Here is a 12,184-nt window from a genome sequence, read left to right as displayed (position 1 = left end):
AATATTTAGCCATGTTCACCATATACAGACTCTCCAACGAAGCCTTAGCGCATGGTTATGTTGATATAGACTCATGACAACAAGTTTGAAAAAAGAAATGGTGCAGAATTTCCTGGGTTGTGGCTAGGTACTTCTCTTATCGCCACACACTCACTACACAATTCAACCCAATCCAACCGAAGTCATTTATTATCAATAACTTATAGTGATATCTTATCACAAAATTCCCTCACATTTTTTCGTTATCCTAATCACAGTTAAAAAATTGGGAAAACCTGCGCATGAAAAACCTCAAACAGTTAGTGACGATCACTTTGCTTGTTACCGCTATCGGTGCTGTCGCCACTTATTTTTATATGAAGAATGATGCTTCAACCGTCACTTATTCTACGGAGCCTGTTCGCGCCGGTAACATTGAAGATGTGGTGCTCACTAACGGTGTGCTATATCCCTACAAAATGGTGAATGTGGGCGCTCAAGTCTCAGGCAAGTTAGAGTCGATAGCCGTGACGGTCGGTGACACACTTAAAGCCGGCGATGTTATTGCTCAGATAGATAACCTTTCACAAGAAAATGCATTGAAAGAATCCCACGCTTCACTCACTAACATTAATGCGCAATACCGAGCGAAAGAAGCGCAGATTTATCAGTCACAGCTTGCCTTTGAACGACAAAAAGCGATGTTGATAAAAAATGCCAGCTCGCAATCCATGTATGACGCAGCAGAGGCCGAACTTCTTGTTTATGAAGCCGAACTCGACCAACTGGTTGCAGAAAAAGAGAAAGCGCTGATCAGTGTCGATGACGCTCAACTGGATTTAAGCTATACAAAGATCGAATCACCGATTGATGGCACGGTTGTTTATGTCTCTGTTGAAGAGGGGCAAACCGTTAACACAAATCAATCGACACCTTCCATTGTTGAAGTCGCTCAACTTGATGTTATGACGGTCAAGGCACAAGTGTCTGAAGCCGATATCATTCACATTGCGACGGGGCAAAAAGTGTACTTTTCGATTTTAGGCGCGCCACAACACAATTTTCATGGTGAACTGAAATCAATTGAGCCTGGCCCAACCCTTTTGACTGGCGACGATAGTGAGCTAAACATTGGCGACAACGATGCCATTTACTACAACGCGGTATTTGATGTCGACAATACGGAAGGGTTGCTTCGCTTTGGCATGACAGCGCAAGTGTCAATCGTGTTAGATGCAGCTCAAGAGGCGCTGTTAGTTCCGTCCCAAGTCCTTACTAAAAAGCTTCCCGGCAAGAATCGTTATCGTGTCCCTGTTTTAGTTGACGGCGCATTAGAGGTGCGAAATGTTGAGATTGGCATCAATAATAAAGTGTATGCACAAGTTCTGGATGGGCTAGAGCTAGGAGATCGAGTTGTTATTGGTCAAGCGAACGCCAAATCGTCATCAGGTTTTGATATGTCATCGACATTAGGGCCTGAGAAAGGTGGTCGTGGTAATGGAGGTCCTGGGGGGCGCGGTCAAGGTAACGGCGGGAGACCTTAGTTATGAGTGACGTTCTATTAGAAATCTCAGGACTCAGTCGTCGTTTTCCTGCAGGTGATGATCAGTTAACGGTATTGAACAACGTTAACCTAACCATACGTCGCGGTGAAATGATCGCGATAATGGGTGCATCTGGTTCGGGTAAATCGACTTTAATGAATATTTTAGGTTGCTTAGATACTCCTAGCGAAGGAACTTACCTTGTTAATGGTCGAGATACATCGGTAATGAACCCTGACCAATTAGCGGAATTACGCCGTGACTATTTTGGTTTTATATTTCAACGTTATCATTTGTTAGATGATCTCACTGCTATCGGTAATGTCGAGATCCCTGCGCTTTACTCAGCCGAAAATAAAGCGTCCCGCCAAGCACGAGCTGAGCAACTGTTAAAAAGGTTGGGGCTAGCGGAGCGAATGGATCATAAGCCAAGTCAACTTAGTGGTGGGCAACAACAGCGAGTCAGTGTCGCCCGCGCTTTGATCAATGGCGGTACGGTGATCCTTGCCGATGAACCAACCGGGGCTCTGGATAGCCATAGCGGTAAAGAGATGATGGACTTGCTTCGCGAGTTGCATCAACAAGGGCATACTATTGTTCTGGTTACTCATGACCCTAAGATCGCCGCCTCTGCGGAACGCGTAATCGAGATCTCTGATGGAGAAATCGTGAGTGATATCACGAGCGATGTCAGTAACGATAGCGCCTCAACTGAATATTCAGCGACGGTTCATTCAGCAGTAGCTAGTTCGGCAGTGGTTAGTTCGACGGTAGCTAGCTCGGTAACGGATGATTCGTCGACAAGAATCGAAGAGAAACAAAGTACCAATAAACCTGTATCAAAGCCATTTTCTGCGCAGTGGTTCAGCGTTGTTGAAGCGTTCAAAATGTCGCTATCCGCAATGGGAAGCCATCGACTAAGAACGTTTCTGACGATGCTGGGGATCATCATCGGTATTGCGTCTGTGGTGTCCGTGGTCGCGATTGGTAATGGTTCTCAAGCTCAGGTGTTGTCACGAATGGCTTCAATGGGCACTAATACTATTGAAATCAAACCTGGCTCTGGGCTGGGCGACCGGCGTGCAGGTCGAGTGAGAACCTTGACAGCAAGTGATGCAAACGCTTTAACGAATCTCTCCTTTGTTGATAGTGTGACACCGACTGTGCGTGTGAATGTGGCGGTGCGCTATGGTAATGAGGCGGTGACAGCAGAAGTGCAAGGTGTTGGTCCTGACTACTTTCGCGTTCGAGGTTTTGAAGTCGCACAAGGGCAGTTATTTGATGAGGGAAGTATCGATGCACTAGAGCAAGTGGCGGTTATTGATAACAATACCTTAAATGACCTTTTCCCTGACGGCGAAGCACTTGGCAAAGTCATCTTTTTAGGTCGCTTACCTGTGCGTATTATCGCGGTTACCGAAGCAAGAGAAATGGCGTTTGGTAATAGTGATGCTCTGAATGTTTGGCTACCTTATAGTACGGTAAACTCTCGTATTTATAGCCAAAATTACGTTAATGATATTACGGTTAGGGTGAGCGACGAAGTATCCAGTACCGCTGCAGAGCAAGCGATCATTAATTTAATTAAAATGCGCCATGGTGTGGAAGATTTCTTTACCGTGAATACGGATACGGTCAGAGAAAATATCGAACAAACTTCATCAACGATGACCTTACTTATCTCGGCTATTGCCTTTATTTCATTGGTGGTGGGTGGCATCGGTGTTATGAATATCATGCTGGTGTCGGTAACCGAACGAACGCGAGAAATCGGCATTCGTATGGCAGTTGGAGCAAGACAAGCGGATATTCTAAGACAATTTTTAATAGAAGCCGTTTTAGTGTGTTTGTGTGGTGGCGCTTTGGGGATAGGGTTAGCTTACGCTGTGGGCTTGATTGTCTCGTCGACGAGCAGTGGTTTGAGTATGATTTATTCGACCAACTCAATTATTGCGGCCTTTATTTGCTCAACACTGATCGGGGTTCTCTTCGGTTTCTTACCCGCTAGAAATGCAGCAAGATTAAACCCGGTGGATGCGTTATCTCGAGGATAAGGAAAGAACGTTGAAGATAGATTATAAATTGAAGCTTATTCATAAGTTCTTCTTTGCTTTTTGTATCACAAGCTTTGTGGCGGTGTGCATTATGCTCGCTTTGATCATGCAGAACCTGTCGTCGGGTTTTCATGACTTTATCAAAGAGGCCGAATCGAGCTATATCAAACAAGTCAGCCAAAAGTTGGGAGAATACTATCAAACCAATGGGTCGTGGCAATCGCTAAAAGAAGACGAGAAGCATTGGCGACGTTTGGTAGGCACTCGAAAAGGGCCAGAGGAGCGAGGATCACTCGCTTTACCGACGGATACGACGGGAATGAGCCAGTTACTGCAAACGCAGAGAAGACTCAGTTTATATGATGTCGATAAAACGGTGGTGGTAGGCCGCTCTCGAATTGATGAAAGCGCCTTTACTCAGGCCATCGTGTTAGACGGTGTCGTGATCGGCTGGTTAAGTTATGTCCCTTCGCGGCTGGCTGAACACAGCCCTGCCAACGCATTTCTGGCTGAGCAATACCAAAGTTATGTTGCGATTACGTTGGCCGTTATCGTGCTTGCGTTTATAACAGCTTGGCTTTTCTCTCGTCACTTGGTTGCGCCCATTTTTAAAGTGAATGAAGGTACGACTCAGTTGATTCAAGGTAACTTTTCAACAAGGGTGGAGAGCGTTAGTAACGATGAACTTGGCGTACTCACAGACAATATTAACGTTCTGGCTCAGACATTGGAGAAGAATAAAACGGAACGTTCAAAGTGGATGTCAGACGTTGCTCATGAACTGAAAACACCGCTCACTGTGGTTCGAGGGCAACTTAACGCGATCCAAGATGGGATTTTTAAAGCGGATGAAAAGCGCTTACAGGTGATGATTGATCAAATTGATAGCATGAGCCATTTGGTCGGTGATATCTATCAGCTGTCTATTACCGATATTGGCGGTTTGTCATACCAAAAATCCTCATTCGATCTTGTTGAACTTCTCAAAGGTATCTTACTTGGCTTTAAGGTTAAGACCGATGAATTGGGGCTAGGTTTAGAGTGTGAATCGCTGTATACGAAAGAGCAGACAGCGTGTTTTGTAGTGGCTGATCGAGAACGTTTGACGCAGTTGTTTACCAACATATTGGAAAATAGCTGTCGTTATACCGACGCACCGGGAAGCATCGCTTTATCACTTCACAAAGACAAAAATACCGTTGAGGTGGTAATTGAAGACACGTCTCCATCCATACCTGAGCAAGATTTCACGCGGGTATTTGAACGTTTTTATCGAGTAGAACAATCTCGAAGTCGAGAGCATGGTGGCTCTGGTATTGGTTTAGCATTGTGTCACCAAATTATCGAGGCACATCAAGGCACTATTTGTGCTAAAAAATCAGATCTGGGCGGTGTTAAAATGATGATAACCCTACCGATCCATCACCATACTGGCTCACAATAAGATTTCGATAGAGGAAAGAGAGAATGAAGACGCATATTTTGATTGTGGAAGACGAGGAGTACATTGCCGAAGTCTTGATCGCGTATTGCCAAAATAGTGGCTTTGAAGCGACCCACCTCGCGTCGGGTGCGAATGTTGTTGAGACAGTGAAATCGCAGACTTTTGACTTAATGTTGCTTGATTTAATGCTGCCAGATGTAGACGGTGTAGAGATATGCAAACAAGTACGTCAGTTTTCTCAATTACCTATCATCATGGTGACCGCAAAAAGTGAAGAGATTGACCGATTAATTGGTTTAGAGTTTGGAGCTGATGATTATATCTGCAAGCCGTTTAGCCCTAGAGAAGTGATTGCGAGGATCAAAACGGTACTGCGCCGCATTCAACCAAACCCAGCGTCTAACCGCTCTTATCAACCAAGCGCTGAGTTAGTTTTGGGGCAATTTGTATTAAAGCCTGACGAATATGAGGCTCGATTTAGTGGCTGCTTTCTCGACTTAACGCCCAAAGAGTTTATGTTACTTCGCCTGTTAGTGGAGCATCCGGGCCGAGTGTATAGTCGTGATGATATTCTCAATGCGCTTTACAGCGACCTTGCCGATGTATCAGACAGAAATATTGATACCCACATAAAGAACATCCGAAAAAAAATCCATGCGGTGGCACCAACAGCAAACCCTATCCGTTCGGTTTATGGGGTGGGCTACAAATTACTAGATGAAACACTTAAATAATCTGTGTATAGCGAGCGAGATGACTATGGGGTGTGTAGTGGATGATAAAAACTGGCCACTCGATCAGAAGTTTTGCCATACCCCTGATAATTCGTCAGAAGCTAAATTAGCAAATTTACTGACACAAAAATGCCCAACTATGAGTTAGTCTTTGCGGATCATTTATCCAGTATCAACCGTGTACTTAGTAAAGGTGTGGTGTTGTAGGACGGGAACGACTTAACCACGCTCTAAGCGTCGTTAAGTCGTTAAGTCGTTATTGGTTTGAGGTCAGGGGTTAATTGAGCGCTTCAATCAGAGTGATTTCGCGTTTGATCTGTTTGCTCTCTTGTTCACTAGCTTGCGCCAGTTTCTTTTCGCGTGTGGTTATGGCTGTTTGTTTGGCTTCGTCAGATTTGAACATCAGTTCTTTCACGTTGATAGAAGCGATGTTTGTGTAGCGGCCATCGTCACTGGTGGGGATTGATATGGTTTCATCATTAATCAATGACTTTACGATCTCTCGCTGTTCATTGTAGCGGTTCTCTAACCCCGAAAGTGCCCATCGCTGCTGAGTTTTACCTTCATACTTGCCGTTCTTTTCTTCTTTAAGATACTTGATGGTCATGTTACGGATCGTGCCTGCTTCTTCTCCATACTCTGCTTCTGTATCAAAGAGTACAGGGAACGAATCTCCTTCTAGCACGCCGCCTTTCTTGGTTAGATGACCCATTCGATAGCTATTCATACCAATACGAATTTCTGTTTCATCTGTAACTGGAGTGCCATCTGTAAACGCGAGGTTGGTGATGCGTGTACCTGCAGGTTGAGTAAGGTCGATGGTATAAGTCACGCCCGCGAAGAAGTCGTTGGTTGAGTATTTTGAAGCTCTACGTTCAGGGTTAAAGCTGTAGGTCACATCACCGGGTTGTACGGAATTGAAGTAACCAGCAGACCATTCCATGTAGGTTCTCAGCTCTTTACCTGTCATCTGGTAGACAGTGATTTCGCCACCCGCGTATTGGTAGTTGTACGCGATGTCTTTGGCTTTGATTGGGCCAACATCGAGCTCTGCATTGTCGTTGTCTATTTGAAGTGCGATGACATTGGCTTTGGGTGCATAGAAGAAGCTCGCTTCTTGGTATAGCGCACTGATGCCTGTGTCTTGAACGTGGACTTGAGGGATGCCGCGGATTTCGTTTTCTGGGACTAAATCAACGCCGGTAAGCTGAGCGACAGGTCGATTCGCCATTTCTCTGAGTTGTTTGTGATAAGGCTGGTATAACTCGTCCATATTTTCATAAGAGTCGATACCTTTAATTTTATAGGTGAAACTGTCTTTGTTGACGAGAGTGAATGTGCCATCGCGTTCTTCAAATTGAAGATCAATACGAGATAAGGCGCGGCCATATTTGTCGGGTTCAGTAATGATAACGCCATTCACAACGGCTTTATCAATGCGAGTGTGCATGTGACCAGCGACGATGGCATCAAGCTCTGGGTTTGCATTGGCAATGTCGGTGACACCGGTGTCAGCAATGTCATTCTCGTTTTCAATCCCCATATGGGCAACCAATACGATGGCATCCACTTGATCATCAATTTCTTTGACGATTTTCTTCACTTCCAAGGTTGGGTTAGTGAAAGTGACGCCTTCTAAACGGTTGGTGCCTTGCGCAAAGACCTCCGTCATTGGGGTATCCATTCCTATCACGCCGATCTTAATACCACCGCGTTCAAGGATGGTGTAACCCGGCAAGAATGGGTTTCCGTTTTTGTTCTTGATGTTGCCACCGAGAGATTGCCCTTTAAATTGAGTAACGGCTCTGTTAAGCGTTTTAAGGCCAAAGTCGAATTCGTGGTTACCTAAAACCCACACATCGTATTTCATGTGATTAAAGCCAAGCATCATTGGATCAACGGGCTCGTCTTTGAAGGTTTCGACGAAGTTGCCTTGGATGGTGTCGCCAGCGTCGACAAGGATAATGTTAGATTGCTCTTTGCGGATATTACCAACTTTGGTCGCGATTTGGCTTAAGCTACCACGAGTGTTGAGTTTATCTGCCGCGTAATCCCACGCCATAAAATGACCATGGATATCTGAAGTACCCAGTATCGTGACATCGTGTATGTCGCCATCAGCTGCAAAGGTTGGAGAGGCTAAAGAGAGTAGGATGGCGCTTGATAGTATGTGTCTTTTCATAAGTATGTTCACATCGTGGTTTTAAGTATGACGCTACCATATAGAATCGAGGTTGCCTTATGGGTGATCAGTGTCATATTTATAGTGATATAACTTACTGATGTTTCAAATAAATGTGATTAATGCCCATCTCGTAACCACTTAAGTTATGGTCAAAACTCACTACAACTCTTTGCTTCGTTCTCAATACTCAATTCCTTTAATCAAACTTCCTCAGTGAATCAATTTCCGTATGCACTTCTGTCTTTGTTCAAGGTGATTGGGTTATCCCGCCATTTCCAATGCTTCTTAGCGCGGTCTTAATATTTCTATTATTAACTATACCTTTAACTTATTGTTATGTTATAACATAACAATAAGTGTTGTTTTTGGATGTTCGGTGGAAAATTGAATAAACCTGTATTGTCTGTGCGCGGGCTCTGCGCTGATGGCTTGGCTAACTGGAGAGCCGTCTCCGACGTGACATTTGATGTGAACGATGGTGAATGCGTTGCCATCATTGGGCCCAATGGAAGTGGAAAGTCCAGTTTGCTGAAAGGCATTACAGGCGAATATAAAACCGTCGCGGGTGAGTTGATGTTGTCTGGTATTGCGCTTGGAAGCCTTGAGCGGCAGCAGATAGCCAAGCAAGTCGCGGTGGTTACTCAACATGAGCATGTTGACCCTCGTTTGAGTGTTGCTGAGTATGTTGGCTTAGGCCGTACTCCTCATACGTTTTGTTGTAGCGCAAAAGAGCACAAACGAGCGGTTCAGCAGGCGATGCAAGATGTCGGGCTTGTTCACAAAAGCCAGCGGTGCTTTGGTGAGCTATCTGGTGGTGAACAGCAACGTGCAAGTATTGCTCGCGCATTTGCACAAGAGCCGAGGCTTTTACTCTTAGATGAACCTACAAACCACCTTGATCCTCTCGCTCGCCTTGAACTTCTGAGCCTAATTAAACAGCGCGGCATTGCGTCTGTTGTGGTGCTGCACGATTTACCTTTGGTCGCGCCATTCGCGGATAAAGTCCTGTTGATGTCAGGCCAAAAAATGGTGGCGTTCTCAGTCCCAGATACGGTGATTCAAGACCGATACATGATCCCTATTTTTGGATTGCGCGTTCTTACGTTCAATCATCCTGTTATATGCAGCACCATCCATCATTTTGAAGCTGCATCAACTTACTCAACTCACTTAACTCTCTCTAATCACTCTTTAATAGGAGCAGCCAAATGAAGTGGCCTGTAATTTCCAGTCTTTTGTTTCTTTTACCTTTCTCTTTTGCGCATGCGAAAAGCACTCAATACCCAGTGACGGTTGATAACTGTGGGAGCCCACTGACCATAGAAAAGCGCCCTTCGCGTGCGGTTGTACACGACATCAATATGACCGAGATGGCGTTTGCTCTTGGTCTTCAAAAGGAGATGGTGGGTGTTACGGGCATTACTGGTTGGTACAAGATGTCGAGTTCGTTTGAAGAACGTTTAGGAGACATTCCAGAGTTAGCACCTAAGTATCCTTCATTAGAAACATTGATTGCTGCTGATGCTGACTTCTTTTTTGCTGGCTGGAACTACGGGATGAAAGTAGGTGGTGAAGTGACACCTCAAACACTGAAGCCTTATGGAATTGATACTTTGGTACTCTCAGAAAGCTGCATTCACACTCAAGACAAAAAAGAAGGCGCGACAATGGATCTGCTTTATGGCGACATGCAAAAGCTAGGCGTTATTTTCGACAAGCAACCAGAGGCCGAGGCTTTGGTAAACAACTGGAAAGAGAGAGTTGAAAAAGTAGCAGAAAAGCAAAAAACATCAGGTAAGTCGAGCCCAAAAGTGTTCTTGTTTGATTCGGGTGAAGACAAGCCTTTCACCGCGGGTAAGTACGGAATGCCAAATGCAATGATTGAAGCTGCTGGTGGCCAAAATATTACAGGCAACATGGAAGCAAGTTGGGCAAGAACGTCTTGGGAGAATGTCGCTCGTGAAAACCCAGATGTGATTATCCTTCTTGATTACCAATCGGCGAGTGGTGCCGATTCGTTGCAACGTTTCCTCGAAGCCCATCCGTTAATGAAATACACCAATGCGGTCACTTCTGGTCGCTATGTCAAATTGCGTTATGAGCAACTCACTCCTGGGCCTGCCAATATCGATGCCATTGAGAAACTTGCAGAGGCGTTCGTTTCTGAGTGATCGGGAAGGTAGTCATAGAAAATCTTGTTATTGATAAAAGTAGTAGTTCCTTGATTTTATTTGATAAATATCGAGCAGCATGGCTAATAGGTATCACTGCCATGCTGATCGCCTTCATGATGAGTTTACAATTTGGCTCGGTTCCTTTGTCTTTCAAGGATGTGCTCATAGGGTTGAGTTCTTTCAATGATTCAACGCCGGATATGACCAGTCGAATACTGATCGATTTGAGGTTACCGAGAGCATTGTTAGCCGTTATCGCGGGTGCAGGGTTGGCGATGGTTGGGGCGTTACTTCAAACCTCGACACGGAATGATCTGGCGGATCCGTTTCTGTTTGGCTTGTCATCTGGCGCGTCTGCTGGTGCTGTGTTGGTGATCACCAAAGTGGGAGATGCTCTGGGTGTTTGGTCACTGCCACTGGCTGCATTCTCGGGCGGTATTGTGTCGGCGACCGCCGTTCTGATTCTGTTTTCGATGCAGAAGAAAAAAGGCAATGACAACTTGATCTTGTGTGGTTTGGCGATCTCATTTTTATTCGGAGCCATCACGAGTTTTTTGATTTATTCAGGCGACCAGAGAGCGGCGAGTTCGATTTTATTCTGGACGATGGGAGGCTTAGGACTCGCACGTTGGGATAATTTGATTTTTGCCTTGGTGGGCGTGTTGTGTCTTCTAGCGTTGATTTTCAAACGTTATCGGGAGCTCGATACTTTGTTGGTGAGTGAACAGACGACAAGCTCATTGGGGATCAATGTACACCGCCTACAAAGTGAGATTTTTCTTTGTTGTGCGTTTTGCACTGCGTCGATTGTATCGATGACCGGAGTGGTCGGTTTTATTGGCTTGATGGTACCCCACTTAGTACGACCATTTTCAGGTGTCACTCACAAGCGAGCTCTGCCTTTGGTTGCCTTGTGGGGCGCGGTGCTTTTACTGTTTGGGGATGTTATTAGCCGAACCATATTAGCGCCACAAGAACTGCCTGTAGGTATTGTGACAGCAGCTCTTGGCGGGCTATTCGTTTTGTATCTTGTTTGGCGTAAATAGTGTGCTCTCAATTCCACCAAACTACACAGGCAGCAAGATGATCTTGCCGTTCAAGCGTGTGGTTTTCGATTCAATGAGATCAATCGCGATTTGCACTTCATCGAATGGTAGGTAGCGGTCGACGTCGAGCTGAATGTCGTTTGTGATGAAGTGATCTAGCATGATCGTGAATTTATCACGGCGAACATCTTTACCTTCCGCTTCTTCCCAATAGCGTAAGAAGAAGGTGCTGAAATCGATGCCTTGGCTTTTCGCGTGCTCAAAAAAGCGTGGTTCGTAAAAATCCAGAGACAGCGTCCCATAGTTGATAAAGCGCCCATTGTTGCCAAGGGTGTGAATAAGATCGGTTCCGGGTGAACCGCCAATCGCATCAAAGGCGATGGTTGGCATAGGCAAGTCTAAAGCCTTGATTTGAGAAACTAGATCAGCGTTCGAATCTAACGCCCAACTAGAACTAGAAGTGGCTGGGTATTGTTCCGGCTGTGATGTAACGACAATGATTTTGAAGCCGAGTGATGCTGATAACTGGGAAAAGATCTTACCGATGGCTGAGCTACCAGCATTGATGATCAACACATCTTCTTGGTTCAGCTTAGCCACTTCTGTCGTCAACACCCATGCGGTTAGCGCATTAATGTACAACTGGCAGGCGTAGCCATTTTCTAGATGCTGAGGAACTTGGAACAGGTCATCTGGTGATACATCGACATAGGTTTGCCATGTTCCACTGGTTGCCACAAGCACGCGCTGATTCACTGCAAACTCAGCATGGCTGGACTCTACAACTCTTCCTACCGCTTCAAATCCCGGCACTCTCGGCGGCTGGTGGCTATGTTTGTATTGGCCCACACCATAAATCGACAACAGATCACTAGGATTAATGTTAGTGGCTTCAATTTGTACGCGAACTTTATCTTTGTCTAGTGCCCCTAAAGTGACATGTTCTAACTTGAGAGATTCTTTTGGCTGACCGAAACGGAACTGGCTAATTCGGGTGTTTTGCTTAGTGTCAGTCATAGTTCGG

At 45.3% G+C, this 12,184-nt stretch carries 9 protein-coding genes; 7 read left to right on the top strand and 2 right to left on the bottom strand.

Annotated elements, in window-relative coordinates:
* The first annotated feature begins 281 nt into the window (after positions 1-281).
* From AC3CH4_RS16790 to AC3CH4_RS16775, 4 genes are read left to right on the top strand one after another with little or no spacing between them, the layout of a single operon-like run.
* Positions 282-1,523 carry an efflux RND transporter periplasmic adaptor subunit gene (locus AC3CH4_RS16790; RefSeq protein ID WP_488544086.1) on the top strand — a complete coding sequence of 414 codons (1,242 nt, stop codon included), beginning with the start codon at positions 282-284 and terminating at the stop codon, positions 1,521-1,523.
* A gap of 2 nt (positions 1,524-1,525) precedes the next feature.
* A complete protein-coding gene (locus tag AC3CH4_RS16785; protein ID WP_488544085.1) occupies positions 1,526-3,577 on the top strand; it encodes a MacB family efflux pump subunit in 2,052 nt (683 codons plus the stop codon).
* A gap of 10 nt (positions 3,578-3,587) precedes the next feature.
* Positions 3,588-5,021, top strand: a complete 1,434-nt coding sequence (locus AC3CH4_RS16780) for an ATP-binding protein (protein ID WP_488544084.1) — start codon at positions 3,588-3,590, stop codon at positions 5,019-5,021.
* A 23-nt stretch (positions 5,022-5,044) separates the two neighbouring features.
* The gene (locus tag AC3CH4_RS16775; protein WP_488544083.1) at positions 5,045-5,755 is read left to right on the top strand and encodes a response regulator; all 711 of its coding nucleotides are present in this window, start codon (positions 5,045-5,047) and stop codon (positions 5,753-5,755) included.
* A gap of 277 nt (positions 5,756-6,032) precedes the next feature.
* Here AC3CH4_RS16775 and AC3CH4_RS16770 read toward each other — a convergent pair whose 3' ends face one another.
* Positions 6,033-7,937, bottom strand: coding sequence for a bifunctional metallophosphatase/5'-nucleotidase (locus tag AC3CH4_RS16770; protein ID WP_488544082.1), 1,905 nt, complete (start codon positions 7,935-7,937; stop codon positions 6,033-6,035).
* Positions 7,938-8,309: 372 nt separating this feature from the next.
* On the opposite strand from AC3CH4_RS16770, the gene AC3CH4_RS16765 reads away from it, so the two are divergent.
* From AC3CH4_RS16765 to AC3CH4_RS16755, 3 genes are all read left to right on the top strand, one after another.
* Positions 8,310-9,152 carry an ABC transporter ATP-binding protein gene (locus AC3CH4_RS16765; RefSeq protein WP_488544081.1) on the top strand — a complete coding sequence of 281 codons (843 nt, stop codon included), beginning with the start codon at positions 8,310-8,312 and terminating at the stop codon, positions 9,150-9,152.
* On the top strand, positions 9,149-10,111 hold the full coding sequence (locus tag AC3CH4_RS16760) for an ABC transporter substrate-binding protein (protein WP_488544080.1): 963 nt from the start codon (positions 9,149-9,151) through the stop codon (positions 10,109-10,111). The genes AC3CH4_RS16765 and AC3CH4_RS16760 overlap by 4 nt, the downstream gene beginning before the upstream one ends.
* A gap of 101 nt (positions 10,112-10,212) precedes the next feature.
* A complete protein-coding gene (locus tag AC3CH4_RS16755; RefSeq protein WP_488544352.1) occupies positions 10,213-11,160 on the top strand; it encodes a FecCD family ABC transporter permease in 948 nt (315 codons plus the stop codon).
* Between the two features lie 21 nt (positions 11,161-11,181).
* Here AC3CH4_RS16755 and AC3CH4_RS16750 read toward each other — a convergent pair whose 3' ends face one another.
* Positions 11,182-12,177: a zinc-dependent alcohol dehydrogenase family protein gene (locus tag AC3CH4_RS16750; RefSeq protein ID WP_488544079.1), complete on the bottom strand. Its 996-nt coding sequence runs from the start codon at positions 12,175-12,177 to the stop codon at positions 11,182-11,184.
* Between the last annotated feature and the right edge of the window lie 7 nt (positions 12,178-12,184).

The sequence above is a fragment of the Vibrio sp. QJM3NY_26 genome (assembly GCF_057786005.1).
Note: the sequence above shows the minus strand (reverse complement) of the source record. Positions and strands in the feature narration are given on the sequence as shown.

What these genes read in the sequence shown, in the direction of transcription:
- AC3CH4_RS16760 (WP_488544080.1), top strand. Translation starts at nt 9,149, where the DNA reads ATGAAGTGGCCTGTAATTTCCAGTCTTTTGTTTCTTTTACCTTTCTCT.
- AC3CH4_RS16750 (WP_488544079.1), bottom strand. Translation starts at nt 12,177, where the DNA reads ATGACTGACACTAAGCAAAACACCCGAATTAGCCAGTTCCGTTTCGGT.
- AC3CH4_RS16785 (WP_488544085.1), top strand. Translation starts at nt 1,526, where the DNA reads ATGAGTGACGTTCTATTAGAAATCTCAGGACTCAGTCGTCGTTTTCCT.
- AC3CH4_RS16755 (WP_488544352.1), top strand. Translation starts at nt 10,213, where the DNA reads ATGCTGATCGCCTTCATGATGAGTTTACAATTTGGCTCGGTTCCTTTG.
- AC3CH4_RS16765 (WP_488544081.1), top strand. Translation starts at nt 8,310, where the DNA reads ATGTTCGGTGGAAAATTGAATAAACCTGTATTGTCTGTGCGCGGGCTC.
- AC3CH4_RS16790 (WP_488544086.1), top strand. Translation starts at nt 282, where the DNA reads ATGAAAAACCTCAAACAGTTAGTGACGATCACTTTGCTTGTTACCGCT.
- AC3CH4_RS16770 (WP_488544082.1), bottom strand. Translation starts at nt 7,937, where the DNA reads ATGAAAAGACACATACTATCAAGCGCCATCCTACTCTCTTTAGCCTCT.
- AC3CH4_RS16775 (WP_488544083.1), top strand. Translation starts at nt 5,045, where the DNA reads ATGAAGACGCATATTTTGATTGTGGAAGACGAGGAGTACATTGCCGAA.